Here is a 25636-nt window from a genome sequence, read left to right as displayed (position 1 = left end):
AGACATCCGATGTTTACACTCCAAGAGATCCGCGCGACGAAAACCACTCGCGCATGGAGAGGAATCCTGTGAGCCGTATCGTCGCCCTCGACACCACCGACATCCGCTTCCCCACGTCGCTCAGCCTCGACGGGTCGGACGCGATGAACCCGGACCCCGACTACTCCGCGGCGTACGTGATCGTGCGCACCGACGCCGACGACGACATCGCGGGACACGCGTTCGTGTTCACGATCGGGCGCGGCAACGACGTGCAGGTCGCGGCGATCGACGCGCTCGCCGGACACCTGGTCGGGCGCGAGATCGAACCGCTGCTGGACGACATGGGCGGCACGTTCCGCGCGATCATCGGCGACTCGCAGCTGCGCTGGCTGGGCCCGGAGAAGGGCGTCATGCACATGGCGATCGGCGCCGTGATCAACGCACTGTGGGACATCAAGGCCAAGCGCGCGGGCCTTCCGCTGTGGCAGCTGCTCGCACGGATGAGCCCCGAGGAACTCGTCGACCTGGTCGACTTCCGCTACCTCACCAACGCGCTGACCCGCGAGGACGCGCTCGAGATCCTCCGCGCCGCGGAGCCCGGCCGCATCGAACGCGAGCGGGAACTGCTCGCGACCGGCTATCCGGGGTACACCACGAGTCCCGGCTGGCTCGGCTACTCGGACGAGAAGCTCGAGCGCCTCGCCCGCGAGGCCATGGCCGACGGCTTCACGCAGATCAAGCTCAAGGTGGGCGCCGACCTCGACGACGACATCCGCCGTTTCCGCAAGGCCCGCGAGGTCTGCGGCCCCGACTTCCCCATCGCGATCGACGCCAACCAGCGCTGGGAGGTGTCGGAGGCGATCGCGTGGGTGAACGCGCTCGCCGAGTTCCATCCCGCCTGGGTCGAGGAGCCGACGAGCCCCGACGACGTGCTCGGGCACGCGGAGATCGCGCGCGGCATCGCCCCGATCCGTGTGGCCACCGGGGAGCACGCGCAGAACCGCGTCATCTTCAAGCAGCTGCTGCAGGCCGACGCGATCTCGGTCATGCAGATCGACGCCGTGCGCGTCGCGGGCGTGAACGAGAACATCGCGAACCTGCTGCTCGCCGCCAAGTTCGGCGTGCCGGTCTGCCCGCACGCCGGCGGCGTCGGCCTGTGCGAGGCCGTGCAGCACCTGTCGATGTTCGACTTCGTCGCCGTGACCGGCACGCGCGAGGGACGCCTGATCGAGTTCGTCGACCACCTGCACGAGCACTTCGTCGTGCCCACCGACATCCAGGGCGGCTCGTACATGGCGCCGACCGCACCCGGGGCGAGCATGGAGATGAAGGCCGACAGCATCGCGGCGTACACGTGGACGGGCGCGCATGTCGTCGTCTGACCGCCTCGAGGTGCCGACGCTCGGCTACGGTGCCGCCAACGTGGGCAACCTGTTCCGTGCCCTCAACGACGACGAGGCGTGGGCGGTGCTGGATGCCGCGTGGGAGAGCGGCATCCGCTTCTTCGACACCGCGCCCCACTACGGCCTCGGCCTCTCCGAGCGCCGGCTCGGCGCGTTCCTGCAGACCAAGCCCCGCGAGGAGTTCGTGCTGTCGACCAAGGTCGGCCGACTGCTGCGCCCCAACCCCGCGCACGCCGGGGGCCTCGACACCGCGAACGACTTCCACGTGCCCGACGACCTGCAGCGGGTGTGGGACTTCTCGGCAGACGGCATCCGCACGAGCATCGAGGAATCGCGTGACCGCCTCGGCATCGAGCGCATCGACCTGCTGTACCTGCACGACCCCGAGCGGCACGACCTCGACCTCGCGCTCGCGGAGGCGCTGCCCGCCCTGGAGCAGCTGCGCGCCGCCGGCGAGGTCGCCGCGATCGGTGTCGGCTCGATGGTGTCCGAGGCGCTGGCCGCCGCCGTGCGCTCCGCGGATCTCGACCTGGTCATGGTCGCCGGGCGGTACACGCTGCTCGAGCAGCCGGCCGCGGCCGAGGTGCTTCCCGCCTGCCGCGAGACCGGCACCGGGATCGTGGCGGCATCCGTGTTCAACTCCGGGCTGCTCGCCTCGAGCGAGCCGCGTCGCGACGGCCGGTACGAGTACGGTCAGCTGCCCGACGCGCTCTGGGACCGCCTGGTGCGCATCGCCGCGGTGTGCGCGGACCACGATGTGCCGCTCCCGGCGGCCGCGATCCGGTTCCCGCTGCAGGCCGCGGAGGTGCGCGCGGTCGTGGTCGGGGGCAGTCGCCCGGCGCAGCTGCGGCAGAACGCCGAGTACGCCGCGCTCGATATCCCCGACGCGCTGTGGGAGAACCTCGCCGCCGAAGGCCTCATCCCCGCCTGACCGCCCGCTGTCCCCCACCCGGAAGGAGCCGCCGTGCTCGAAGGAATCCACCCGCTGCTCACGGGCGAGCTGCTGCTGCACCTCGACCGCATGGGGCACTCCGACTCCGTCGTGATCGCCGACGCGCACTTCCCCGCGTGGGGCCTGGGGGAGCGCGTCGTCGACCTCCCGGGTACCGCGACGCCCGACGTGGTCGCGGCGATCCGCACGGTGCTGCCGCTCGACGACGCTCCGGGCATCGACCTGATGGCCTCGGCCGACGGCGCGCTGCTCGACGTGCAGCGCGAGCTGATGGCCGCCGCGGGAACGGAGGTCGAGACGACCCGTTTCGTGGAGCGCTTCGCGTACTACGACCTCGCGAAGGAGGCTTACGTGCTCGTGCGCACCGGCGAGACGCGCAAGTACGGCAATGCGCTGCTGCGCAAGGGCGTGGTGGGCCACGCGTCGCGTTCATAATTCAGTCTGTTTGTCGCACCGCGACCCGGATGCGGCCGAAATCGGGCTCCTGCGGGCCGATCGTCCTGAATCGTGAACGCCCGGCGCGCGGCACTCGCCGCGGCGGTGCGCCGGGTCAGCGCCCGATCGTCGATTCCCGCACGATGAGCTCCGCGGCGAACGGCGTCGTCTCCGGCGGGGGCGCGGCGGGGTCGGCCAGCTGACGCAGCAGAGCGGCACCCGCCGCGCGGCCGATCTCGTAGCCGGGCTGCCGCACGCTCGTGAGCGGCACCACGCTCTGGTGCGCCTGGGCCACATCGTCGAAGCCCACGAGGGCGATGTCCTCGGGTACCCGGATGCCGTGCCGGAGCAGCCCGGTCAGCACGCCGAGCGCGACCATGTCGTTGGCCGCGAAGACGGCATCGGGGCGCTCCGACGCGGGCATCGCGATGATCGCCGCCGCCGCGCGCAGGCCCTCCTCGGTGATCAGGTCCGAGACGTCGTGCACCAGGATCTCGGCGTCCGCGTCGGCCGCATCGCGCAGACCCTGCAGGCGGTCGTTCGACTGGCTCACGGTCGGGGTGCCGAGGAACAGCAGGCGACGGCGGCCGAGCGCGAGCAGGTGCTCGCCGGCCAGACGTCCGCCACCGCGGTCGTCGAACAGCACCGAGGCGATCTTCGACGAGGGCGGGATGGGGCCGACGACCACCGAGCGGATGCCGCGGTCGGCGACCCGCTCGAGCTGCGGCACGACGTCGTCGTGCGGATAGATCACGATGCCCTGCACCCGGTGCGCCTCGAACATCTCGATGTTGCGGCGCTCCTGGGCGCTGTCGCGGTTGCTGTTGCTGTAGAACAGCGACCAGCCGCCCTCGCGCGTGACATCCTCGACGCCGCGGGAGAGCTCGTTGAAATAGGGCAGCCAGGCATCGAGCAGGATCAGCGCCAGCGCCTTGCTGGAGCCCGCCCGCAGCTGGCGCGCCGATTCGTTCGGCACGAAACCGAGCTCCTCGATCGCGGCCCGGACGCGTTCGCGGCTCGCCGCGCCGAGCACGTGCGGGTGGTTGAGGTAGTTCGACACGGTCGAGGAGGAGACGCGGGCGAGTGCTGCCACGTCCTTCACGCTGGCCGGCATCGGAACTCCTTCGTCGCGGTGGCCGCACCTGCTCGGATGAGCGGTCGACACCACAGTATCCCCGAAACTTGGCACGTGCCAAGAAAGTTCTTGACAGGCGCGAGGCGCCGACCTATCGTTGCCCGCAGCGCAACTTGCAACGTGCCAAGTAGCCGAGGCGATGGTGCCGCACACCCGTCTCCGAGAGGCCCCATGAACATCGGATGCCACGGACTCGTGTGGACGGGGACCTTCGACGCCGACGGCATCCGCCTGTCGGTCGAGAAGACCAAGGAAGCCGGGTTCGACCTCATCGAGTTCCCGCTGATGGATCCGTTCGCCTTCGACGTCGACGCGGCGAAGGCGGCGCTGGAGGAGCACGACCTCGCGGTGAGCGCGTCGCTCGGGCTGTCCGAGGCCACCGACGTCACCGGTTCCGACCCCGCGGTGGTCGCGGCCGGCGAGGCGCTGCTGATCCGCGCGGTCGATGTGCTGGCCGACCTCGGCGGCACCCACTTCTGCGGCGTGATCTACAGCGCCATGAAGAAGTACATGGAGCCAGTGACCCCGGCGGGCCTCGAGAGCAGCCGTCGGGCGATCGCGAAGGTCGCCGACCACGCCGCCGAGCGCGGCGTCTCGGTCGCCCTCGAGGTCGTGAACCGCTACGAGACCAACGTGCTCAACACCGCGCGCCAGGCGATCGCCTATCTCGCGGAGGTCGATCGTCCGAACCTCGGCATCCACCTCGACACGTACCACATGAACATCGAGGAGTCGGACATGTTCGCGCCGGTCCTCGACGCGGCGCCGAGCCTGCGCTACGTGCACATCGGCGAGAGCCACCGCGGCTACCTCGGCACCGGCACGGTCGACTTCGACACGTTCTTCAAGGCGCTGGGCCGGATCGACTACGACGGGCCGATCGTGTTCGAGTCGTTCTCCTCGGCGGTGGTCGCCCCGGATCTGAGTCGGATGCTGGGCATCTGGCGCAACCTCTGGACAGACAACGAGGAACTCGGTGCGCACGCGAACGCGTTCATCCGCGACAAGCTCGTCGCCGTGGACTCGATCCGATTGCACTGACGCACGGCGCCGGGGGCGAAGGAGAGACCTGTGGCCAAGATGTTATTACAGGTCTTCCCATCCCCTCCCCGGTTAGTTACATTTAGATACAACTTGCGTGAGATATCGCGTGAGTGCAGAATTGATCCGATGTTTGCGATTCAGATCGCGGGCGTCGACATTCACAACCTTCAAGGAAGCAGGTGAGCACATGAGTGATCCCATTCTCAGAGTCGATGGCATCAGCAAGGGATTCCCCGGTGTGCAGGCGCTGAAGGACGTGCACCTCGAGGTCCACGCCGGTGAGGTGCTCGTGCTCGTCGGCGAGAACGGCGCGGGCAAGTCCACGCTCATGAAGATCCTCTCCGGGATCTACACCAAGGACGAGGGCACGATCACGTTCGAGGGCCGGGAGGTGGAGCTCACCAGCCCCCTGCAGGCGCAGGAGCTCGGCGTCACGATCATCCATCAGGAGCTCAACCTGATGCCCGATCTGACCGTGGCGCAGAACATCTACGTAGGCCGGGAGCCGCAGACGGGTCCCTTCCTGTCGGAGCGCAAGCTCAACGCGCAGACGGCCGAGCTGCTCACGCGCCTCGACATCCGGCTCAACCCCCGGCAGCTCGTCGGCGAGCTCACGGTCGCGGAGCAGCAGATGGTGGAGATCGCCAAGGCGCTGTCCTTCAACGCCAAGGTCCTCATCATGGACGAGCCCACCTCGGCGCTCACCGACTCCGAGGTCGAGACGCTCTTCGTGCTGATCGAGCAGCTCAAGGCGCGCGGCACGGGCATCGTCTACATCTCGCACCGCATGGATGAGCTGCGCCGCCTCGCCGACCGCGTCACGGTGCTCCGCGACGGTGCATACATCGGATCACTTCAGAAGTCCGAGGTCAGCATCCCGACCATCATCGAGATGATGGTCGGTCGTCCGATCGATGAGGGAACGCGTCCGACGGCCCGCGAGCACGCCAACGACCCGGTGGTCCTCGACGTGCAGGGGCTGTCGACCAAGAACCTGCTGAAGGACGTGTCGTTCCAGCTCCACCGCGGTGAGATCCTCGGCTTCGCCGGACTCATGGGCGCCGGTCGCACCGAGACCGCGCGCGCCGTGATCGGCGCCGACCACCGCGACGGGGGCTCCATCGCGATCGGCGGACAGCCGGTGCGGATCACCCAGCCGGCGGATGCCGTGAAGCACGGTCTCGGCTACCTCTCCGAGGACCGCAAGCTCCTCGGGCTCATGCTCGAGCAGGACGTCACGTTCAACACCGTGCTCGCCTCCCTCGGGTCGTACGCCAACGGCATCGGCTGGATGGGCGACAGCAAGGCCAAGAACCGCACCAAGGAGTACGTGCAGCAGCTGAGGGTGAAGACGCCCTCGGTGAACCAGGTCGTCAAGCTCCTCTCCGGAGGGAACCAGCAGAAGGTCGTCATCGCCCGGTGGCTGATGCGCGACTGCGACATCCTCATCTTCGACGAGCCGACCCGAGGGATCGACGTCGGCGCGAAGGAGGAGATCTACCGCCTGATGCAGCAGCTCGCTGACCAGGGCAAGTCCATCATCGTCATCTCATCGGAGCTCCCGGAGATCCTCCGCGTCGCGAACCGCATCGCGGTCTTCGCGAACGGTCGCATCACCGGAACGCTCCGCAACGAGGAAGCCAGCCAGGAGAAGATCATGCAACTCGCAGCCCACGGGGAGGAAGACTGATGAGCACCCCGCAGCAGCCCGGATCGTCGACGACGACGATCATCCAGACCGCCGTCACGGAGAACACCGACAAGCGCGACATCGGCGGCTTCCTGAAGCGCCAGCTCCAGCAGTCGCTGGCCTTCGGCACGCTGATCGTGCTGGTCATCTTCTTCTCGATCGCCAGCCCGGCCTTCTTCACGTTCAGCAACATCGCCACCGTGCTGCTGTCGACCGCGGTGATCGGCATCCTCGCCCTCGGCACCACCTTCGTCATCATCACCGGCGGCATCGATCTCTCGATCGGCACCGGCATGGCGCTCTGCGCCGTCATGACGGGTGTGTTCGTGACGAACATGGGCCTGCCGGTCTGGGTCGGCGTGATCGGCGGCGTCCTCACCGGCGTCCTGATGGGTCTCGTCAACGGCGTGAACATCACGTTCCTGCGGCTCCCGCCGTTCATCGCGACCCTCGCGATGATGATGATCGCCGGCGGTCTCGCCCTGGTCATCTCGAACGTCTCGCCGATCTACTTCTCGACCTCGGCGCCGGACTTCAAGAAGATCGCGCTCGGCGTGATCATCCCCGGCATCCCGAACGCCGTGCTGATCACCGCGGTGGTCGCGGTCATCGCCTGGCTCGTGCTGTCGAAGACGCTCCTCGGCCGCTACACCTTCGCGATCGGCTCGAACGAGGAGGCCACGCGCCTCTCGGGCGTGAACACGCGACGCTGGACGATCCTCATCTACATGTTCGCCGGCGCCTTCACCGGCATCGCGGGCATCGTGATCGCCGCCCGCCTCGACTCCGCCCAGCCGCAGATCGGCACCGGATACGAGCTGCAGGCGATCGCCGCGGTCATCATCGGCGGCACCTCCCTGCTGGGCGGACGTGGCTCCATCCTCGGCACCGTCATCGGCGCGCTGATCATGAGCGTGCTGGTCAACGGCCTGCGCATCATGTCGATCCAGTCCGAATGGCAGAACGTCGTCGTCGGCATCGTCGTGCTGCTGGCCGTCTTCCTCGACTCGCTGCGCAACCGCCAGCGGACCTGACCTCTCGCACCCGACTCAACTCAATACGCACCACGCAGTTCCCCGCCGGCCCCGGCCGGCACTCACAGCACTCACACACAGAACAATGGAGTTTTCATGAATTTCGGCAAGAAGACCGCATTCGCGGCACTCGTCGCAGCATCCGCGCTCGTGTTCGCCGGCTGTGCCGGCGGTGGCGACGTGATCGAGGAAGGCGGCGGTGACAGCGCCGGCAGCGGCGACGGAGAGATGTACATCGCCCTCGTCTCCAAGGGCTTCCAGCACCAGTTCTGGCAGGCCGTCAAGCAGGGCGCCGAGGAGCGCGCAGAAGAGCTCGGTGTGCGGATCACGTTCGAAGGCCCCGCGGCCGAGACCGAGATCGCGCAGCAGCTCGAGATGCTCACCACCGCCATCGACAAGAACCCGGATGCCATCGCCTACGCCGCCCTCGACCCCGAGGCGTGCGTCGCCCCGCTCGAGCAGGCCAAGTCGAAGGACATCCCGGTGGTCTACTTCGACGCCCCGTGCAACGGCGACGTCGGTCTGAGCCTCGCCGCCACCGACAGCAAGGTCGCCGGTGCACTCGCCGCCGAGCACATGGCCGAGCTGATCGGCGGATCGGGCGAGGTCGCGATCGTCGGCCACTCGCAGATCAACTCGACCGGTGTCGAGCGTCGTGACGGCTTCGTCGAGAAGATCGAGTCGGACTTCCCCGACATCGAGATCGTCGACATCCAGTACGGCGACGGCGACCACCTGAAGTCGGCCGACATCGCCAAGACGCTGATCTCGGCGCACCCCGACCTCAAGGGCATCTACGGCACCAACGAGGGCTCCGCCATCGGCGTCGTCAACGCGGTGAACGAGCTCGGTCTGGAGAAGGGCAAGATCACGATCGTCGGCTTCGACTCCGGCGCCGCGCAGATCAACGCCATCAAGGACGGCACCATGGCCGGCGCCATCACGCAGGACCCGATCGGCATCGGCGCACAGGTCGTGCAGGCCGCCTACGACGCGGCCAACGGCGACTCGGTCGAGGAGTTCTACGACACCGGTTCGTACTGGTACGACGAGACCAACATCGAGGACCCGAAGATCGCTGCGGTCCTCTACGAGTGACACTCCCTCTCGGAGTGACACGCTGATCCGCTGAGATCGAGGAAGCCCCCCACCGCCCGGTGGGGGGCTTCCTCGTGTCACCGGTCGCGACGTCGCGTCACGGTGAGGAGGTCGACACACGGATGCCGGGGAGAGGGGGGATCTCCCCGGCATCCGTGCCCTTCGCCCGGATTCCTACACGGAGGGGTGTGGGGACTCCGGGGGCTCGGCCGCCGGCGCGAGGCCGGCGGAGGATCAGAGGCGCTGCAGGAAGGTGAGCTGAGACGTCGGTTCGACGATCAGCTCCTGCAGCTCGGCGTTGAACGGGACTCCCGAAGGAGAGGACAGGTGAGCCTGGAAGGCCTCGTCATCGCGGTACACCTCGTAGACGAAGAACCGATCCGGGTCGTCGGCGAGCCGGGACGCATCGAAGACGATGTTGCCTTCCTCGCTGCGCACCACTTCGGCGAAATCCCGCAGCAGCGCCACCAGACGATCGGCTGCTCCCGGGCGCGCCGTGAACGTCGCGTGCAGGATGGTCGGCTCGGTCATGGCGCTCCTTCGGGGGCTCCCTTTCAGTATGACGGGAGATGGGGGCGAACGCCGATTTCCGCGCCGGATTCGGTCGCGCGCGCGTGTCCGAGACGCAGGAGCGCGGCGGGATTGTCCCGGAGCATCCGGTCGACGGATTCGTCTCCGATGAGCGCGCGCAGCCGGGGAACGTAGCGGTCGCCGAGGTACGCCAGCCCGGGCATCCCGCCGTAGGCGAGGTAGCGGGTGCGGCGCGCGACATCGCCGCCGAGGAGCACCCGGTGCCCGGCCCCGCGCGCCACGACGTCGGCGGTCAGGGCGAGCAGCTCGGCGTCGGAGCGCGTGCGCGGGCGGGCGACGCCGTCGTAGCCGAGGTACGCCCCGCGTTCGGCGAGCGAGGCATGCAGCCCGGCGTCCGGGTCGCGGTCGGCGTGCGCGAGCACCACGCGGTCGGCCGGCACCCCACGTTCGCCGAGCAGATCGAGCACCTCGTGCGCCGCGGTGCAGAACTCCAGATGCACCATGATCGCCGCGCCCGTCTCGTGATGCGCGGCTGCCAGGGCGTGCAACGTGGTGCGCTCGAAGTCGCTGATGCGCCAGTAGTCGATGCCGCCCTTGAGGATGCCGGCGCGCACCGGGTGGCCCGTGGGGGAGTCGGCGGGGCGGGCCTCGGGAACCGCGTCGCTCACCCCCATGCCCGTCGTGATGTCGCGCACGAACAGCGCGGTCAGCTGGGCGGCGCCCGCCGCGCGCGTCGGGTGCGCGGTGTCGTAGTGCGCCTCGCGGTGCCGTCCGGTCGTGGCGACGATGTGCAGCCCGGTCGCCGCACTGATCCGGGCGAGGGCCTCGGGGTCGCGGCCCAGCCCGAACGGCGTCGCATCGATCATCGCCGCGAAGCCGCTGTCGCGCAGGTGCCCCGCCTCGACGCTCGACCGCGGCTCGTCGTCGAGCTCATCGCCGGGCAGCAGCGGGCTCACCTGGAACAGGTGCTCGTGATAGTCGGTGGTGCCGAGCTGCGCCGGGTCGATGTCGCCGAGGACCGTGCGGATCATCGGCGCGCGAACTCCGCGGCCGCGGCCAGGCGCTCCACGATCTCGGGGGTGAGGTCGAGCTCGAAGACGTCGGCGATCACCTGCGACCAGCCGTGGATGAAATACCGCCAGCCGTCGACCACGTGCAGCGAGCGGGTGGCTTCCTGCGCGCGCGCCTGCTGCAGGAACTCCAGCGATCCGCGGTAGTTGAACTCCCACACGTGGGCGCCCTCGGGGAAGACCGCCTCGTCGGGGAGGGGGGAGCCGGGGCGATCCTTGCCGAGCCCGGTGGCGTTCACGATCAGGGAGCCTGCGGGGGCCGCGGCGACGAGTGCGGCGGCCTCGGCGGGCGTGTCGGTGCGCACGAAGCGGAGGAGTTCCGGCGGCGTGCCGTGCTGGTCGTGCACGGCGCGGAGGTGCGCGAGCGCCGCGTCGGAGACCGCGGTGACCGTCACGCGCGCGGGCGCGTCGGCGCGCTCGGCGAGCGCCCAGCTCAGCGCGGTGCCGGAGCCCCCGGCCCCGAGGATCACGACCTCGGCGCCGGTGCGGGCGAAGTGATCGGCGGGCAGGAAGTCGTTCAGGGCGAGGTCGACCGTCAGCGGATCCTTCGCCCGCCCGATCAACCGGTCGCCGCGCTTCGAGATGCTGGAGATCTCGCTGCACGACACCGCGAACGGGTCGAGTTCGTCGAACAGGTCGGATGCCGCGGCGTACACGTTCATCTTGTGCGTCGTGACGAGGGCGCCGCGATGGGCCGGGTCGTCGCGGATCTGCTCGACCATCGCGATGTACTGCGCGGGCGTGGCATCCATCGGCAGGTCGTGGCCGACCAGCTCGCGCGTCGGGAGTCCGAGCACCTCGGCCCAGCGCGGGAACACCTGCATGATCGACGACGAGCCGGTGCTGACGCCGACGAACCCCATGTAGCCGGCGGGTGTGGTGCCGGGGAGCGTCGCGGGGGCGGATGCCGGGGCGGGGGACGAGGTCATCGATGGTCTCCTAGCGGGACGGAACAGGGTGGGCGGGCTCGGCGCCCCGGAGCACGGCGATCACGTCGTCGAGCGAGAGCGCGCCCATGGCGTCGACGGCCTGGGTCGTCTGAGCGCCCAGGTGCGGGGTCACGATCACCCGGTCGGCGAACTCGGCGGCGAGCAGGGGGCTGTCCTGGGCGGCGGTGTCACCGTGCAGGGTGTCGGCGGCGTACCCCGCGAGCGTGCCGTCGCGGAGCGCCGTGGCGACGGCATCCTCGTCGACCAGGTCGCCGCGTGCCGTGTTCACGATCACGCTGCCGCGGGGCAGGGTGGCCAGACGTGCCGCGTCGACGAGCAGCTGACCGCCCGGGGCGTGGAGCGAGACGAGGTCGGCGCGGCGGAACAGCTCGTCGAGCTCGACCGGCTCCGCGCCCTGCGCGCGCACGACGTCGGGGGAGAGGAAGGGATCGGCGGCCAGCACGCGGCATCCGAAGCCGCTCAGCCGCTTCGCGACGCCCTGACCGATCCGTCCGAAGCCGACGATGCCGACGGTCGCGGCTCCCAGCTCCCGTCCTCGTCTCACGCTCCAGTCGCCGGCGCGCACGCGGCGGTCGCCGTCGGGCACGAAGCGGAGGGCGGCGAGCATCAGTGCGACCGCGTGATCCGCGACCGCCTCGGCGTTCGCGCCGGGGGTGTGCGTGACGGGGATGCCGCGGAGGCGGGCCGCGTCGAGGTCGACGGCCTCGGTGCCCACGCCGTAGCGGGCGATCACGCGCAGGCGCGGAGCCGCCGCGAGGTGCTCGTCGGTCACCGGGCCGGTGCCGGCGATCCACGCGTCGGCGCCGTGCAGGAGGGAGCGGAGCTCGTCGAGGTCATGGTGCGCCGGACCTCGGAGGATGCGGTGGCCGGCCTGGCTCGCCCGGGTGACGAGGTCGAGATCGCCGTCCGAGAAGGAGCGGCTGGTGACGAGGATGACGGCCATCAGCGCGGCGCTCCCGCGAACCACGGGGCGAGGGCGGTGTAGGCGTCGTCGAACCGGGCGTGGCGTGCCGCGTAGACGGCGTGCCGACCGGCATCCGGGGTGAACTCCGCCGTGACCTCGCTGAGTGCCCGCGCCGCCGAGAACTCCGCCAGCCCGAGACCCACGGCGCCCGTGACGGCCGCCCCGAGGCTGTTCGCCTCCTCCACGATCGTGCGGCGACGCACGGGGACGCCCCAGACGTCGGCCAGGACCGCGAGGTACGCGTCGCTCTGGGCGCCACCGCCGACCGCGTCGATCCGGTCGATCGTCGCGCCCGCGGCCCGGAACGCCTGGATGCAGGTGAGCAGGTTGAACGCGGTGCCCTCCAGCACGGCGCGCACGAGGTGCGCCCGGGTGTGGTGGCGGCCGATGCCGACGAAGGCGCCGCGCGCGTCGGGGTCCCAGTGCGGTGATCGCTCGCCGAGCAGATACGGCAGGAAGTAGAGGTCCTCGGTGTCGAGGTCGCCGGCAGCCTCCGCCGTGAGCCGCCCGGTCTCCGGATGCGCGGGGTCGGGCGACAGTGCTTCCGCGATCCACTGCACCGAGGCGCCACCGGCCTGCATCGTGGCGGTGGGCACGAAGGAGGCGGGGACGACGTTGTCGAACGTGAACGTGCGCATCGCGGGGTCGTGCAGCGGGGCATCCGCCGCGAACGAGATCCACGACGAGGTGCCCAGGCACACGTAGGCGCCGTCCTCCGGGGCCACCACGCCCGAGCCGACCGCGGCGAGGGGGCCGTCGCCGCCGCCCATCACCACGCGCACGCCCGTGTGCAGACCGAGGGCGGATGCCGCGGCATCCGTGAGCCGGCCGGCGATCGTCGTCGACTCCAGGATCTCGGGGAACAGGGCGGGGTCGAGGCGCGCGGCCTGCAGCACCTCCGCGGACCACGTGCCGGCGGCCTGGTCGTAGGCGTTGGTGCCCGAGGCGTCGGAGCGGTCGGTCGCGAGGCGGCCGGTGAGGCGCAGCACGATGAAGTCCTTCGCCACGCACACGCGGCGCACGCGCGCCCACACCTCGGGTTCGTTGTCGCGCACCCACATGATCTTCTCGACCGAGTAGGTGGGGTTGAGGCGGTGTCCCAGGATGCCGTACGCGTGCGCGGCACCGAGGGCGGCCTCGAGCTCTCGCTGCTGCGCGCCCGCGCGCGTGTCGGCCCAGATGATCGCCGGTCGCGCGGGGGCGCCGTCGGCGTCGAGCAGCACGGCGCCCATCATCTGGCCGCCCACGACGACCCCGGCGACGTCTGCCGGGCCGGTCTCGGTCTTCGCGAGCAGCGCGCGGGTGGCCTCGACGACGGCATCCCACCAGTCCTCCGGGTTCTGCTCCGCGACGCCGCCCGCCGCGAAGTGCGCCGGATACGGCACCGTGACCGAGGAGACGAGCCGTCCGTCGGAGTGGTGCAGCGAGGCCTTGTTGCCCGTGGTGCCCAGGTCGTGCGCGATGATCATGGACGGCGCCTAGTTCGAGGGCGTGGAGTACGGACGCAGCTCGACGGACCCGTCGGCGGTGCGGTAGGCGCGCGACCCCATGCCGTGCGCGAGCACCCAGCCGTAGTCGTGGCCGGCGCCGCCCGGGTAGACCGCGAGGAAGGAGTAGGGCTCGTCGCCCGTGTTGACGGAGCGGTGCGCCCAGCCCGGGGGGATGTAGCCGATCGTGCCGGGCAGCATGTCGAGCCACTCGGTGCGTTCGCCGTCGAACATCAGCAGCCCGCCTCGGCCCTTGAGCGCCAGGTAGATCTCGCCCTGGTGGTTCGGGTGCTGGTGGCCCTTGGTCATCCAGAGCTCGCCCGAGGTGTCGCCCGGCATGATCGTCGTGATCGACTGCGGCAGCTCGCGGTCGACCTCGGGGACGGGCGAGCTGACCACGGTGTACACGACGGGGTTCTCTTCCGCGGATGCGGCGGCCCAGGCCTCGGCGTCGACGAAGAGTCCCTCGAGGTCGGACATGCGGCGCGTGAGGGTCGGGCCCTCGGGAGACAGCGTGAGCTTCTCGGCGTCGAAGGCGATCGCCATCGGGGAGATCGGCGGGGTGTGGAACTCGGGCATCAATGCTCCTCGTCGGCGGCGGGCGTCGTTGCGCGGTCATCACGCGCCGGGCGTCGACAACCTGTAATAACAAGTGAGCATACCTGTCATGACAGGCGGAGTCCAGAGGTGCGTGCGCATCCGCGCGTGCCGGTGCGCGCGGATGCGCGGGGAGGGGGTGCGCGGGGAGGGGGTCAGGCCTCGGCGCGGCGGGCGCGGTAGGCGGCGACCGCGTTGCGGTTGGCGCAGGCGGTGGAGCAGTAGCGCTTCGAGCGATTGCGCGAGAGGTCGAGGGCGAGCGCCTGGCACGTGTCGTCGTCGCAGACCGAGATGCGTGAGCCCTCGTCGGCGCGGATGACGTCGATCATCGCCATCGCGGTCTCGATCAGCACGCGTTCGGCGAGCGGGCGGTCATCGGCCACCGCGTGCAGGTGCCAGTCCATGTCGCCGTGGCGCACGAGGCGGGGGGCGACCTGGGATGCCGCGAGGGCCTGGTTCACGAGCACCGCCATCTCCTCACGCGGGGCCAGCAGCATGGCGCGCAGGGTCGGGCGCAGATCGCGCAGCGCCGCGAGCTCGGCGGCGTCGCGATCGAGGCGACCCGTGTAGGGATTCGCCTCGAGGAAGGCGTGGTGGTCGTCGAGGTCGGCGAGGGTCTCCGGATCCTCCGCGGAATTCACGAGCCAGACGGCGGACCGTAGGGCGTACTCCGTGTCATCGGTGAAGATCATGTTGACATCTTACATCCGCGCCGAGTAGCGTCACATCCCATGAGCACTGTGAGCAATGACAGCATCCGGATGCCGGGCGTCCGACTCGGGCTGCCGCTCGCGATCGGTGCCGCCCTCGCGTTCGGGATGTCGGGAGGCTGGGCGCGCGGCCTCATCGATGCGGGATGGACGCCCGGTGCTGCTGTGACCGCGCGCATCTGGGTCGCCGCGCTCGTCCTGCTCGTCCCGACGATCCTCTCGCTGCGCGGGCGCTGGGGCGTGCTCCGGCGCAATCTCGGCATGATGGCCGCGTACGGACTGCTCGCCGTCGCCGCGACCCAGCTCTGCTACTTCCAGGCCGTCGCCGTCATGGACGTCGGCATCGCGCTCCTGATCGAGTACACGGCTCCGGTCGCCGTCGTGCTGTGGCTGTGGATCCGCCGCGGTGAACGCCCGACGCGGCGCAGCATCCTCGGCGCGGTCATCGCCTTCGTCGGCCTCGTGCTGATGCTCGACGTCCTCACCGGTGCGACGGTGAACGGCGCGGGCATCCTGTGGGCGCTGGGCGCGATGGTGGGCGCCGCGGCGTACTTCCTGCTCTCCGCGAAGGCCGACACGGGCCTGCCGCCGCTCGCGCTCGCGGGCGGAGGCCTGCTGCTGGGGGCGATCGGGCTCACCGCCGCGGGCCTCGTGGGCGTGCTGCCGATCGCGTGGACCACCGACGACATCGCGTACCGCTTCGGTACCGTGCCGTGGTTCGTGCCGGTCCTCGCGATCGGGCTGATCGCCACGGCGCTGGCCTACGTCCTCGGGATCGCCTCGACGCGGATGCTGGGTTCCCGACTCGCATCCTTCATCGCCCTCGCCGAGGTCGTCGCCGCGCTGCTCTTCGGCTGGTTGCTGCTGGGCCAGTTGCCCGATCTGCTGCAGATGCTCGGCGGGCGCTCGTGCTCGCCGGTGTGGTGGTGGTGAAGCTGGGCGAGCCCGCGCCGGACCCGGCATCGATGGAGTTCGTCGAACCCCTCCCCGACCCCCGCTGATCCGCCCCGCGTCTCTCTCCCCCTCGCCTCCTTCCCTCCCCCCTTCTATCTCTGCCCTGCCCGCCTGCCGACCCGGCCCCTTCTGTGCCACCGGCCCCTGTGAATGCGCGCACACGGGGGCCGCTCGCACAGAAAGGGGTGGCTCGGCGGAAGTGCGGGTGGCGTACCGCGAGAGGGGGCAGGGAGGAGGGGCAGCGTCAATGTATACGTGAAGGCGCCTCATCGGTCGATCGCGCCCGTCCGGACGGTGCTATGTATACACTGAAGAGCATGACCCTGGCACCGGAGCGCACGACGGCGGGCGATCGCGCGTACGTCGCACTGCTCGACGGCATCCAGTCCGGGGCGCTCGCCGCCGGTTCCGTGCTGGGCGAGGTCGAGCAGGCCGCGCGCCTCGGGGTCAGCCGCACCCCCCTCCGGGAAGCACTGCGCCGACTGGCCGCCGACGGGCTCGTCGTGCAGCAGTCGCCGCGGGTCACGGTGGTGGCCGATCTGGATGCCGACGACATCCGCGCCCTGTTCGAGATCCGCCGAGCTCTGGAGGAGACCTCCGCCCGCCTCGCCGCCGCACGAGGAGACGCCGCGCTGTTCGCCGCGCTCGCCGAGGAGTTCGGTCGCGTCGACCTCACCGACCCCGCCGGTCGCGACGCCTACTACGCCCTGATCGCGCGCTTCGATGCGGCCCTCGACGCGGCCGTCGCGAACGACTACATCGCCGCCGCCCTGCGCACCGTGCGCACCCATCTCGTCCGGGTGCGCCGGATGGCCCGCGACCAACCAGCGCGGCTCGCGGCATCGATCGCCGAGCACCGCACGATCGCCCAGGCCCTCGCCGCGCGCGACGGCGACCTCGCCGCCCACGCCACACACGTGCACCTGCACAACGCGCTCACCGGCATCCTCGACTCCCTCGACTCCCTCGACTCCCTCGACGACGGCACCGACCTCGTCGAGCTCCCCGACCCCCGTTCCCACCGCGAAGGACTCTCATGACCGTCACCCACCACGTCCGTGTGCACCGCAGCGACGAGAACCTGCCGCGCGAAGACCAGCTCGCCTGGAAGATCGCCGAGGTCGCCGCCGACCCCGTCGAGGTCGAGCAGGACGTCGTCGACATGATCATCAACCGCATCATCGACAACGCCTCGGTCGCTGCCGCCTCCCTCACGCGTGCGCCGATCGACGCGGCCCGTGCGCAGGCCTTCAGCCACCCCGTCTCGACCGGCGGCGTGGGCGCGAACCTGTTCGGCGCCGCCCTCGATCACCGCACCAGCCCCGAGTGGGCGGCGTGGGCCAACGGCGTGGCCGTGCGTGAGCTCGACTACCACGACACCTTCCTGGCGGCGGAGTACTCCCACCCCGGCGACAACATCCCGCCGATCCTCGCGGTCGCCCAGCACACCGGCAAGGACGGTCGCGCTCTCGTGCGCGGCATCGCCACCGGGTACGAGATCCAGATGGACCTGGTGCGCGCGATCTGCCTGCACAAGCACAAGATCGACCACGTCGCCCACCTCGGCCCCTCGGCCGCCGCCGGCATCGGCACGCTGCTCGGACTCGACGTCGAGACCATCTACCAGGCGGTGGGGCAGGGCCTGCACACGACGACCGCCACCCGCCAGAGCCGCAAGGGCGAGATCTCGACCTGGAAGGCGCACGCGCCCGCGTTCGCCGGCAAGATGGCCGTCGAGGCGGTCGACCGGGCGATGCGCGGCCAGACCAGCCCCGCTCCCATCTACGAGGGCGAGGACGGCGTCATCGCGTGGATGCTCGACGGCAAGGATGCCGCGTACGAGGTGCCGCTGCCCGCCGCCGGCGAGGCCAAGCGCGCCATCCTCGACTCGTACACGAAGGAGCACTCGGCCGAGTATCAGGCGCAGGCGTGGATCGACCTCGCCCGCAGGCTCGGCACCGAGAACCCGGCGCTCCGCGACCCCGCGAACATCGCCTCGATCGTGCTGCACACCAGCCACCACACGCACTACGTGATCGGCTCGGGCGCGAACGACCCCCAGAAGTACGACCCCACGGCGTCGCGCGAGACGCTCGACCACTCGATCCCGTACATCTTCGCGGTCGCGCTGCAGGACGGCGGCTGGCACCACGTCGACTCCTACGCGCCGACGCGCGCCGGACGCCCCGACACCGTCGAGCTGTGGCACAGGATCACCACGGCGGAGGACGCCGAGTGGACGCGCCGCTACCACTCGGAGGACCCCGACGTGAAGGCCTTCGGGGGTCGCGTCGAGTTCCGCCTCACCGACGGCAGCACGGTCGTCGACGAGATCGCGGTCGCCGACGCGCACCCGCTCGGCGCGCGCCCGTTCGCGCGCGAAAACTACATCGCCAAGTTCCGTCTGCTCGCGGCGCCCGTGCTCGAGGCGGAGGAGATCGAGCGCTTCCTCGCCCTCGTGCAGCGGCTTCCCGAACTCACGGCTGCGGAGGTCGGCGAGCTCTCGATCGTCGCGAAGCAAGGGCTGCTCGAGGCTGCTCCGGCGCCGAAGGGGCTGTTCTGATGCTGTACTCCACGACGACACCGGCGGAGAAGCGCCGCCTGTTCCGCGAACGCCTCGCGAGCGGTGAACTGCTGCGCTTCCCGGGGGCGTTCAACCCGCTGAGCGCACGCCTGATCGCGCAGAAGGGCTTCGACGGCGTCTACATCTCCGGAGCCGTGCTCGCGGCTGACCTGGGGCTGCCCGACATCGGGCTCACGACGCTGACCGAGGTCGCGGGCCGGGCGAAGCAGATCGCGCGCATGACCGAGCTGCCCGCGATCGTCGATGCCGACACGGGATTCGGCGAGCCGATGAACGTGGCCCGCACGATCCAGGAGCTCGAGGACGCGGGTCTGGCGGGCATGCACATCGAGGATCAGGTCAACCCGAAGCGCTGCGGCCACCTCGACGGCAAGAGCGTGGTCGACGAGGACACCGCGGTCAAGCGCATCCGCGCCGCCGCCGACGCCCGCCGCGACCCGGACTTCCTCATCATGGCGCGCACCGACATCCGTGCCATCGACGGGCTGGATGCGGCGATCGATCGTGCGAAGGCGCTGGTGGATGCCGGGGCGGACGCGATCTTCCCTGAGGCGATGCGCACGCTGGCCGAGTTCGAGGCCATGGCGACCGCGCTCGACGTGCCGATCCTGGCGAACATGACGGAGTTCGGCAAGAGCGAGCTGTTCTCGACGACCCAGTTGCAGAGCGCCGGGGTGCGCATCGTGATCTGGCCGGTGTCGCTGCTGCGCACCGCGATGGGCGCGGCGGGGCGTGCGCTCGATACGCTGAACGACGAGGGGCACCTGACCTCGATGCTCGGTGCGATGCAGCATCGGGCGGATCTCTACGACCTCATCGACTACGAGTCGTACAACCATTTCGACTCCGGGGTCTTCAACTTCACCATCGAGAAGGAGTGACCATGACCGAGCCGGACATCAAGAAGGGCCTCGCGGGCGTCGTCGTCGACACGACCGCGATCTCGAAGGTCAACCCCGAGACGAACAGCCTCCTCTACCGCGGGTACCCGGTGCAGGAGCTCGCGGCGACCCAGTCGTTCGAGGCCGTCGCCTTCCTGCTGTGGCACGGCGAGCTGCCCACGGCCGACGAGCTCGCGGCCTTCCGCAGCACCGAGCGTCGACACCGGGCGCTCTCGCCCCAGGTCAAGGACGCGATCGACCGGCTCCCCCTCGACTCGCACCCGATGGACGAGGTGCGCACGGCCGTGAGCGTGATCGGCGCGATCGAGACCGCCGGCATCGCCAACGTGCTGGATGCCGTCGGCACACCGGAGGAGAATCTCGAGCGCAGCCTGACCCTGTTCGCCGCGCTCCCCGCGATCGTGGCGTACGGCCAGCGCCGGCGCCGGGGTCTGGAGCCCATGGAGCCCCGCGACGACCTCGACTACGCCGCGAACTTCCTCTGGCTCACGTTCGGCGAAGAGGCGGACCCCGCGGTGGTCGACGCGTTCAACCGCTCGATGATCCTGTACGCGGAGCACTCGTTCAACGCGTCCACGTTCACGGCGCGCGTGATCACCTCGACGCTGAGCGACCTGTACTCGGCGGTCGTCGGCGCGATCGGCGCGCTCAAGGGACCGCTGCACGGCGGCGCGAACGAGGCCGTCATGCACATCTTCGACGAGATCCACACGGCCGACCAGGTCGAGGCATGGCTCGACAAGGCCCTCGCCGAGAAGCGCAAGATCATGGGCTTCGGGCACCGGGTCTACAAGCGCGGCGACTCGCGGGTACCGACCATGAAAGCCGCTCTCGACACGTTGGTCGCGCACTACGACAAGCCGGCCGTCGGGGAACTGTACGAGAAGCTCGAGAGCGAGTTCGTCGACCGCAAGGGCATCTACCCGAACCTCGACTACCCCTCGGGCCCTGCCTACAACCTGATCGGCTTCGACACGCTCACGTTCACGCCGCTGTTCGTCGCGGCCCGCATCACCGGGTGGACGGCGCACATCATCGAGCAGCAGGCCTCGAACGCGCTGATCCGGCCGCTGTCGGCGTACGACGGCCCCGACGAGCGCCACATCGAGGAGTACGAGCCCGACACCGCGGCGATCGACGTGGCGGAGCGCCCGGAGGAAGCCGCCGGCTGAGCCCGGCCACGAGAACGCGGAAAGGCCCCGGATCCCTCAGGATCCGGGGCCTTTCCGCCGCATCAGGGCTCTTCTGCCGAGAGGCCTCAGGCGCGGGTCACGTCCAGCTCCAGCACCGACCACGACAGCGGGGGCAGAGTCGCACGGAGGGCGCCGCCCACGACCTCGGCCGCTCCCAGCGGCACCATGTGCACGGTGTCGGGCGTGGTCTCGAGGTTCGACGTCCGGCGGTCGCCGCCCTCGGGCACTGTGAGCGTCTCGGCCTGCCGCAGCCGGAGGTCGCCGAGTCCGTGCAGGTCGATCGTGAGGTCGTTCTCCTCGTCGAGCGAGCGGTTGGCCACGAAGACGACCAGGCGCCCGGTCTCCTCGTCCCAGGTCGCGGCCGCGTCCACCGAGTCCACATCGCCGTAGCGCTTCGTCGCGATCTGCGACGCGGTGACGGCGAGTCGCAGGATGCGTCCCTTCGCCAGGCGTGCCATCCGCTCGAACGGCCAGAAGCTCGTCTGACGCCAGGCCGGCCCGTTCTCCTCGGAGCGGATCGGCGCGATCACGTTGACCAGCTGCGCCTGGTTGGCGATCTTCACGCGATCGCCGTGCCGCAGCAGGCTGTTCAGCAGCGTGCCCACGACGACGGCATCCGTCACGTTGTAGGTGTCCTCGATCAGACGCGGATGCTTGCTCCAGCCCGCCTTCTCGATCTCCTTCGACTCGACGTCGTTGTACTTCACCTGATCCCACACGTTCCACTCGTCGAACGAGATGTCGACCTGCTTCGTGTGCTTGCCCGCGGCCTTGACCGCGTCGACCGTGGCGATGACGCCCTCGATGAAGGCGTCCATGTCGACCGACTCCGCGAGGAACGACGCGGTGTCGCCGTCGTGCTCCTGGTAGTACGCGTGCATCGAGATGAAGTCGACCTCGTCGTAGGCGTGGCTGAGCACCGTGTGCTCCCAGCTGCCGAACGTCGGCATCGACCGGCCCGAGGATCCGACCGCGACGAGCTCGATCGAGGGGTCGACCAGGCGCATCGCCTTGGCGGACTCCTGGGCCAGGCGACCGTACTCGGTCGCGGTCTTGCCGCCGATCTGCCAGGGGCCGTCGAGTTCGTTGCCCAGGCACCACAGCTTGATGTCGAAGGGCTCGGCCGCGCCGTTCTTGCGCCGCAGGTCCGACCAGTACGTGCCGCCGGGGTGGTTGGCGTATTCCACGAGGGCGCGGGCCTCCTCGACACCGCGCGTGCCGAGGTTGATGGCCTCCATGACCTCCACGTCGGCGTCCTTCGCCCAGTCCATGAACTCGTGCAGTCCGAAGGCGTTGGTCTCGATGGTGTGCCAGGCGCCGTCGATGCGCACGGGGCGATCCTCCACGGGGCCGACGCCGTCTTCCCACCGGTAGCCGGAGACGAAGTTGCCGCCGGGGTAGCGGACGACGGTCGGTCCCATCTCCTTCACCAGGGCGAGCACGTCCTGACGGAAGCCGCGGTCGTCGGCCTGGGGGTGCCCCGGCTCGTAGATGCCGGTGTAGACGCAGCGCCCCATGTGCTCGACGAACGAGCCGAAGAGCCTCCGGGGGACGTCGGCGATCGTAAAGTCGCGGTCGATGGTGATGCGGGCCTGAGACATTGCTCTCCTTGAATCTGGCTCTGTGGCCGGGTGGGGGACTACTGACCGCCGAAGCCGCTGGTCGCGACGCCCTTGACGATCTGCTTCTGGAAGATGAGGAACACGATGATCAGCGGCAGCGCCGCCAGCACCGCCTGGGCCATGACCTGCGCGTACTGCACGCCGTAGGCGCTGATGACGGTCTGCAGTCCGACCGGCAGCGTCATGAGCGTGGTGTCGTTGATCACCAGGAACGGCCACAGGAAGTTGTTCCACGCGGCGATGAACACGAAGATGCCGACCGAGGCCATGATGGGCCTCGACAGCGGCAGCACGATCGACCAGAAGATGCGGAATCGTCCGGCGCCGTCCACGCGGGCGGCGTCCTCGAGCTCGATCGGGATCGCGTCGAAGAACCGCTTGAGGATGAACACCATGGCCGGGGCGACCACCTGCGGGAGGATCAGCCCCCAGTACGTGTCGATCATGTTGAAGGCGAGCATCTCGTAGAACAGCGGGATGATCAGCACCTGCGGCGGCACCACGATCGAGGCGATGATCGCCACGAACAGCCACTTGCGTCCGGAGAAGTCCAGTCGCGAGAAGGCGTAGGCGGCGAGGGCCGAGATCGTCAGCGTGAGCAGGGTGATGACGACCGAGGTCCACAGGCTGTTGAACGCCCAGGTGTAGACGTTGCCCTGCGACAGGATCGCGGTGAAGGCGTCGACGGTCGGGCCGGCGGCGCCGATCCAGCCGGGGTCGCCCGACGCGGCATCCGTCTCGGTCTTGAACGCGGTGGCGACCGCCCACAGGAAGGGCAGCAGCCAGCCGATCGCGAGGAGCAGCAGGATCACGAACGCGGTGACGCGCAGCGGGGCGAACGGCTTCTGACCGGGCAGGTGCGCCCGCCGCGGGCCGCGGGCCCGGGTGGTGGTGAGCGTCTCGGTGGTGGGGGCGACCGGGGTGGCGGTGGCGGTGGACATCAGAGCTGCTCCTTCCGGCGGCGCTGGATCAGGGCCTGCGCCACGCCGAGGATCACGATGAGGGCGAAGAAGACGTAGGAGATGGCGGCCGAGTAGCCGAACCGGTAGCTGACGAAGCCGGCCTCGTAGATGTACTGCACGATCGAGCGGGTGGTGTCGCTCGCGACCCCACCGAGCATCTGGTACGCCTGGTCGAACAGCTTCAGCGAGGCGAGGATCTGCAGGATGAGGATCAGCACGGTGGCCGGTCCGAGCTGGGGGAGGGTGATCGACCAGAACTGGCGCCAGGCGCCGGCGCCGTCGAGGGAGGCGGCCTCGTACTGCTGCGGCGGGATGTTCTGCATCGCGGCCAGGTACAGCAGGAAGTTGAAGCCGACGGTCCACCAGACCGTGGCGATCACGATCGACAGCATGTTGGTGTCGGGGTTCTGCAGCCAGGCGATCGGCTCGAGCCCGAAGGCTTCGAGGATGTTGTTGGCCGCGCCCACCTGGGGATTGAAGATCCAGACCCAGATCTGGGAGATCACGGTCGAGGCGAGCAGGAACGGCATGAAGAACGACAGCCGCCACAGCCACTGACCGGGGATGCCTCGATCCACGAGCGCCGCCATGAGCAGGGCGATCGCGACCAGGGGAACGGTGGAGATCAGGGTGAACCAGACCGTGTTCCCCATCGACTGCCACATCTTCGGGTCCGACAGCGCCTCGGCGTAGTTGGCGAAGCCCACGAACCCCCCGCCCGCGCCGGTGAGCGATTGGTCGGTGAAGCTGAGGATGATCCCGTGGATGATGGGCCAGACCAGGAACAGCGCGAAGGCCACCAGGAACGGGGCGAGGAACACCCAGCTGATGAGCTGTTCGCGGCCGCGGGGGCGCCGGGTGGGGCTCCTGTCGTGCGAGCCCGTGACGATCGTGCGGGTGGAGGTCGTCGTGGTCGTCATGAGCGGAACGTCCCTTCCGGATCGGCCGGGTTGGGCTGTCGGAGCAGGGTGTTGACGCGGGCCTCGAAGCGATCGATCGCGGCGGCGGGGTCGTCGCCCGAGAGCAGGACGCCCTGCACGGCGGCGCCGAACTCGCCCTGGAAGTTCGACCCCGAACCGGTGAACCACGCGGTGGGATCGTAGATCACGTACTGCGCGGCTTCGGCGTAGTTCGCCTGCGGGACGAGGTCCGCGTACGCGGGGGACTCGGTCACCGGCAGGAACGCGGGGATGTGCCCGGCCTCGGCCCAGTCGAAGGAGTTCTTCAGCATGTCGGCGACGAACCGGTACGTCAGGTCGCGGCGCTCGGGATCGGCGTTCGTCTGGTGGGGGAGCACGAACGAGTGGGAGTCGGCGTAGACGGCGGGGGTGCCGTAGAGCGTGGGGATCATGGTCGCGTCGAACGCGATGCCCGCGCTCTGCATGGTGCGCAGCTCCCACACGCCGGTGAACAGCATCCCGCTCTTCCCGGTCGCGAACTCGGCGATCGCGCTTCCGTAGTCGGCCTGGGCGAGCGCGATCTCGCCGTCGAGCAGGGTGCGCATCAGGGTCAGCGATTCGACCGCCACGTCCTTGTCGATCACGGCCTTCCCGCCGACGGGAAGCTCGATGGGGGTGCCGTGCTGCGCGTAGAAGGTGGAGAACAGGCGCCACATCTGCGCGCCGTCGCCGAGGTATCCGAACGAGAGGGCGTGTCCGTCGGTCGCGCCGCCCACGGTGCGCAGCTGGTCGATGAACGCCTCGGGGGACGACGTCTCCTGCAGGCGGCCGTCGCTGTCGAGCACCCCGGCCGCATCGCAGATGTCGGTGTTGAACATCATCACGAAGGGATGCGCGTCGAGCGCGACGCTGTACATCTGCTCGCCCACGAATCCCTTCTCCCAGATCGGGGCGGGGAACGCGGAGCTGTCGACGCCGAGCTCCGCCAGGCGATCGAGGTCCCACGGGTCGAGCAGGCCTCCCGGGGCCCAGCCGACCGTGCGGGTGGCGTGCATGATCGCGACATCGGGGGCGCGGCCGCCGGCGCCGGCCATCGCGAGCTTCGTGTAGTAGGGCGTGCCCCAGGCGAGCACGGTGGGGCGGATGCGGAACGCGGACTGCGCGGCGTTGACCTCGTCGAGCAGCGCCGACATCGTGACCCCGTCACCACCCGAGAGCAGATGCCAGAACTGGAGCGTCTGCGGTCCGGAGGCGGTGGTGGTGCCGGGGGCGCAGCCGGCGAGGACCGCCGTGCCGGCGGCGAGCGAGGCGGCGGTGAGGAATTGTCTGCGCGACAGATCGAGCGGGGGCGTCATCGTCACTCCTTCGTGACCGTGAGGTGGACGCCCCCATCATTACATCGATGTAATCGACCCGCAAGCCAGAATATCGCGAGCGC

24 protein-coding genes are annotated in these 25636 nt (G+C 69.7%); 12 read left to right on the top strand and 12 right to left on the bottom strand.

The window, feature by feature from the left end:
* Positions 1-68 precede the first annotated feature (68 nt).
* The 3 genes from ACWA14_RS14205 to ACWA14_RS14195 are packed head-to-tail and all read left to right on the top strand — an operon-like array spanning position 69 to position 2772.
* Positions 69-1364, top strand: coding sequence for an L-fuconate dehydratase (locus ACWA14_RS14205; protein ID WP_463794725.1), 1296 nt, complete (start codon positions 69-71; stop codon positions 1362-1364).
* Positions 1351-2316 (top strand): aldo/keto reductase, encoded by a 966-nt coding sequence (locus tag ACWA14_RS14200; RefSeq protein ID WP_463794723.1) that lies wholly within the window; start codon positions 1351-1353, stop codon positions 2314-2316. The genes ACWA14_RS14205 and ACWA14_RS14200 overlap by 14 nt, the downstream gene beginning before the upstream one ends.
* Before the next feature lie 33 nt (positions 2317-2349).
* Entirely contained in the window at positions 2350-2772 is a 423-nt protein-coding gene (locus tag ACWA14_RS14195) for an RbsD/FucU family protein (protein WP_463794721.1), read from the top strand.
* A gap of 115 nt (positions 2773-2887) precedes the next feature.
* Here the strand turns inward: ACWA14_RS14195 and ACWA14_RS14190 are convergent, their stop codons facing one another.
* Positions 2888-3886, bottom strand: a complete 999-nt coding sequence (locus ACWA14_RS14190) for a LacI family DNA-binding transcriptional regulator (RefSeq protein WP_463794719.1) — start codon at positions 3884-3886, stop codon at positions 2888-2890.
* Positions 3887-4078: 192 nt separating this feature from the next.
* Here ACWA14_RS14190 and ACWA14_RS14185 point away from each other — a divergent pair, with 192 nt between their 5' ends.
* The 4 genes from ACWA14_RS14185 to ACWA14_RS14170 all read left to right on the top strand — a co-directional run bounded on the left by ACWA14_RS14185 (position 4079) and on the right by ACWA14_RS14170 (position 8773).
* The gene (locus ACWA14_RS14185) at positions 4079-4948 is read left to right on the top strand and encodes a sugar phosphate isomerase/epimerase family protein (protein ID WP_463794717.1); all 870 of its coding nucleotides are present in this window, start codon (positions 4079-4081) and stop codon (positions 4946-4948) included.
* Positions 4949-5138: 190 nt separating this feature from the next.
* A complete protein-coding gene (locus ACWA14_RS14180; RefSeq protein WP_463794715.1) occupies positions 5139-6641 on the top strand; it encodes a sugar ABC transporter ATP-binding protein in 1503 nt (500 codons plus the stop codon).
* Positions 6641-7675: an ABC transporter permease gene (locus tag ACWA14_RS14175; RefSeq protein ID WP_463794712.1), complete on the top strand. Its 1035-nt coding sequence runs from the start codon at positions 6641-6643 to the stop codon at positions 7673-7675. The genes ACWA14_RS14180 and ACWA14_RS14175 overlap by 1 nt, the downstream gene beginning before the upstream one ends.
* A 96-nt stretch (positions 7676-7771) precedes the next feature.
* Positions 7772-8773 carry a substrate-binding domain-containing protein gene (locus ACWA14_RS14170; protein ID WP_463794710.1) on the top strand — a complete coding sequence of 334 codons (1002 nt, stop codon included), beginning with the start codon at positions 7772-7774 and terminating at the stop codon, positions 8771-8773.
* Between the two features lie 234 nt (positions 8774-9007).
* Here the strand turns inward: ACWA14_RS14170 and ACWA14_RS14165 are convergent, their stop codons facing one another.
* The 7 genes from ACWA14_RS14165 to ACWA14_RS14135 all read right to left on the bottom strand — a co-directional run bounded on the left by ACWA14_RS14165 (position 9008) and on the right by ACWA14_RS14135 (position 15064).
* Positions 9008-9304, bottom strand: coding sequence for a putative quinol monooxygenase (locus ACWA14_RS14165; RefSeq protein WP_463794707.1), 297 nt, complete (start codon positions 9302-9304; stop codon positions 9008-9010).
* A 23-nt stretch (positions 9305-9327) separates the two neighbouring features.
* Positions 9328-10335, bottom strand: coding sequence for a phosphotriesterase family protein (locus ACWA14_RS14160; protein ID WP_463794705.1), 1008 nt, complete (start codon positions 10333-10335; stop codon positions 9328-9330).
* Positions 10332-11303 (bottom strand): shikimate dehydrogenase family protein, encoded by a 972-nt coding sequence (locus ACWA14_RS14155; protein ID WP_463794702.1) that lies wholly within the window; start codon positions 11301-11303, stop codon positions 10332-10334. The genes ACWA14_RS14160 and ACWA14_RS14155 overlap by 4 nt, the downstream gene beginning before the upstream one ends.
* Before the next feature lie 10 nt (positions 11304-11313).
* Positions 11314-12267 (bottom strand): phosphoglycerate dehydrogenase, encoded by a 954-nt coding sequence (locus ACWA14_RS14150; protein WP_463794699.1) that lies wholly within the window; start codon positions 12265-12267, stop codon positions 11314-11316.
* Positions 12267-13757, bottom strand: a complete 1491-nt coding sequence (gene xylB, locus ACWA14_RS14145; protein WP_463794697.1) for a xylulokinase — start codon at positions 13755-13757, stop codon at positions 12267-12269. Before xylB ends, ACWA14_RS14150 begins: the two co-directional genes overlap by 1 nt.
* A 9-nt stretch (positions 13758-13766) precedes the next feature.
* The gene (locus ACWA14_RS14140) at positions 13767-14354 is read right to left on the bottom strand and encodes a glucose-6-phosphate isomerase family protein (protein ID WP_463794695.1); all 588 of its coding nucleotides are present in this window, start codon (positions 14352-14354) and stop codon (positions 13767-13769) included.
* Between the two features lie 173 nt (positions 14355-14527).
* On the bottom strand, positions 14528-15064 hold the full coding sequence (locus tag ACWA14_RS14135; protein ID WP_463794693.1) for a CGNR zinc finger domain-containing protein: 537 nt from the start codon (positions 15062-15064) through the stop codon (positions 14528-14530).
* A 39-nt stretch (positions 15065-15103) separates the two neighbouring features.
* On the opposite strand from ACWA14_RS14135, the gene ACWA14_RS14130 reads away from it, so the two are divergent.
* The 5 genes from ACWA14_RS14130 (at position 15104) to ACWA14_RS14110 (ending at position 20694) form a co-directional block, all read left to right on the top strand.
* Entirely contained in the window at positions 15104-16015 is a 912-nt protein-coding gene (locus ACWA14_RS14130; protein WP_463794691.1) for an EamA family transporter, read from the top strand.
* Positions 16016-16353: 338 nt separating this feature from the next.
* Positions 16354-17076: a GntR family transcriptional regulator gene (locus tag ACWA14_RS14125; protein ID WP_463794690.1), complete on the top strand. Its 723-nt coding sequence runs from the start codon at positions 16354-16356 to the stop codon at positions 17074-17076.
* Complete coding sequence (locus ACWA14_RS14120) at positions 17073-18599, top strand: MmgE/PrpD family protein (protein WP_463794688.1); 1527 nt, start codon at positions 17073-17075, stop codon at positions 18597-18599. The genes ACWA14_RS14125 and ACWA14_RS14120 overlap by 4 nt, the downstream gene beginning before the upstream one ends.
* On the top strand, positions 18599-19501 hold the full coding sequence (gene prpB / locus ACWA14_RS14115; protein ID WP_463794686.1) for a methylisocitrate lyase: 903 nt from the start codon (positions 18599-18601) through the stop codon (positions 19499-19501). The genes ACWA14_RS14120 and prpB overlap by 1 nt, the downstream gene beginning before the upstream one ends.
* A 2-nt stretch (positions 19502-19503) precedes the next feature.
* Positions 19504-20694: a bifunctional 2-methylcitrate synthase/citrate synthase gene (locus ACWA14_RS14110; protein ID WP_463794684.1), complete on the top strand. Its 1191-nt coding sequence runs from the start codon at positions 19504-19506 to the stop codon at positions 20692-20694.
* A gap of 86 nt (positions 20695-20780) precedes the next feature.
* Here ACWA14_RS14110 and arfA read toward each other — a convergent pair whose 3' ends face one another.
* Genes arfA through ACWA14_RS14090 form a run of 4 tightly spaced genes read right to left on the bottom strand, consistent with a single transcriptional unit; the run spans position 20781 to position 25553 of the window.
* Positions 20781-22316, bottom strand: coding sequence for an arabinosylfuranosidase ArfA (gene arfA / locus ACWA14_RS14105; RefSeq protein ID WP_463794683.1), 1536 nt, complete (start codon positions 22314-22316; stop codon positions 20781-20783).
* A 38-nt stretch (positions 22317-22354) separates the two neighbouring features.
* Positions 22355-23278 (bottom strand): carbohydrate ABC transporter permease, encoded by a 924-nt coding sequence (locus ACWA14_RS14100; RefSeq protein WP_463794681.1) that lies wholly within the window; start codon positions 23276-23278, stop codon positions 22355-22357.
* A complete protein-coding gene (locus ACWA14_RS14095; protein ID WP_463794679.1) occupies positions 23278-24219 on the bottom strand; it encodes a carbohydrate ABC transporter permease in 942 nt (313 codons plus the stop codon). Before ACWA14_RS14095 ends, ACWA14_RS14100 begins: the two co-directional genes overlap by 1 nt.
* Positions 24216-25553, bottom strand: coding sequence for an extracellular solute-binding protein (locus ACWA14_RS14090; RefSeq protein ID WP_463794677.1), 1338 nt, complete (start codon positions 25551-25553; stop codon positions 24216-24218). Before ACWA14_RS14090 ends, ACWA14_RS14095 begins: the two co-directional genes overlap by 4 nt.
* Between the last annotated feature and the right edge of the window lie 83 nt (positions 25554-25636).

This window comes from Microbacterium sp. TW_SC_2 (genome assembly GCF_055361165.1).
Note: the sequence above shows the minus strand (reverse complement) of the source record. Positions and strands in the feature narration are given on the sequence as shown.

What these genes read in the sequence shown, in the direction of transcription:
- ACWA14_RS14140 (WP_463794695.1), bottom strand. Translation starts at nt 14,354, where the DNA reads ATGCCCGAGTTCCACACCCCGCCGATCTCCCCGATGGCGATCGCCTTC.
- ACWA14_RS14150 (WP_463794699.1), bottom strand. Translation starts at nt 12,267, where the DNA reads ATGGCCGTCATCCTCGTCACCAGCCGCTCCTTCTCGGACGGCGATCTC.
- ACWA14_RS14130 (WP_463794691.1), top strand. Translation starts at nt 15,104, where the DNA reads ATGAGCACTGTGAGCAATGACAGCATCCGGATGCCGGGCGTCCGACTC.
- ACWA14_RS14100 (WP_463794681.1), bottom strand. Translation starts at nt 23,278, where the DNA reads ATGTCCACCGCCACCGCCACCCCGGTCGCCCCCACCACCGAGACGCTC.
- ACWA14_RS14185 (WP_463794717.1), top strand. Translation starts at nt 4,079, where the DNA reads ATGAACATCGGATGCCACGGACTCGTGTGGACGGGGACCTTCGACGCC.
- ACWA14_RS14190 (WP_463794719.1), bottom strand. Translation starts at nt 3,886, where the DNA reads ATGCCGGCCAGCGTGAAGGACGTGGCAGCACTCGCCCGCGTCTCCTCC.
- ACWA14_RS14120 (WP_463794688.1), top strand. Translation starts at nt 17,073, where the DNA reads ATGACCGTCACCCACCACGTCCGTGTGCACCGCAGCGACGAGAACCTG.
- ACWA14_RS14180 (WP_463794715.1), top strand. Translation starts at nt 5,139, where the DNA reads ATGAGTGATCCCATTCTCAGAGTCGATGGCATCAGCAAGGGATTCCCC.
- ACWA14_RS14165 (WP_463794707.1), bottom strand. Translation starts at nt 9,304, where the DNA reads ATGACCGAGCCGACCATCCTGCACGCGACGTTCACGGCGCGCCCGGGA.
- ACWA14_RS14155 (WP_463794702.1), bottom strand. Translation starts at nt 11,303, where the DNA reads ATGACCTCGTCCCCCGCCCCGGCATCCGCCCCCGCGACGCTCCCCGGC.
- ACWA14_RS14160 (WP_463794705.1), bottom strand. Translation starts at nt 10,335, where the DNA reads ATGATCCGCACGGTCCTCGGCGACATCGACCCGGCGCAGCTCGGCACC.
- arfA (WP_463794683.1), bottom strand. Translation starts at nt 22,316, where the DNA reads ATGTCTCAGGCCCGCATCACCATCGACCGCGACTTTACGATCGCCGAC.
- prpB (WP_463794686.1), top strand. Translation starts at nt 18,599, where the DNA reads ATGCTGTACTCCACGACGACACCGGCGGAGAAGCGCCGCCTGTTCCGC.
- ACWA14_RS14095 (WP_463794679.1), bottom strand. Translation starts at nt 24,219, where the DNA reads ATGACGACCACGACGACCTCCACCCGCACGATCGTCACGGGCTCGCAC.
- ACWA14_RS14110 (WP_463794684.1), top strand. Translation starts at nt 19,504, where the DNA reads ATGACCGAGCCGGACATCAAGAAGGGCCTCGCGGGCGTCGTCGTCGAC.
- ACWA14_RS14175 (WP_463794712.1), top strand. Translation starts at nt 6,641, where the DNA reads ATGAGCACCCCGCAGCAGCCCGGATCGTCGACGACGACGATCATCCAG.
- ACWA14_RS14200 (WP_463794723.1), top strand. Translation starts at nt 1,351, where the DNA reads ATGTCGTCGTCTGACCGCCTCGAGGTGCCGACGCTCGGCTACGGTGCC.
- xylB (WP_463794697.1), bottom strand. Translation starts at nt 13,757, where the DNA reads ATGATCATCGCGCACGACCTGGGCACCACGGGCAACAAGGCCTCGCTG.
- ACWA14_RS14125 (WP_463794690.1), top strand. Translation starts at nt 16,354, where the DNA reads ATGACCCTGGCACCGGAGCGCACGACGGCGGGCGATCGCGCGTACGTC.
- ACWA14_RS14170 (WP_463794710.1), top strand. Translation starts at nt 7,772, where the DNA reads ATGAATTTCGGCAAGAAGACCGCATTCGCGGCACTCGTCGCAGCATCC.
- ACWA14_RS14090 (WP_463794677.1), bottom strand. Translation starts at nt 25,553, where the DNA reads ATGACGCCCCCGCTCGATCTGTCGCGCAGACAATTCCTCACCGCCGCC.
- ACWA14_RS14135 (WP_463794693.1), bottom strand. Translation starts at nt 15,064, where the DNA reads ATGATCTTCACCGATGACACGGAGTACGCCCTACGGTCCGCCGTCTGG.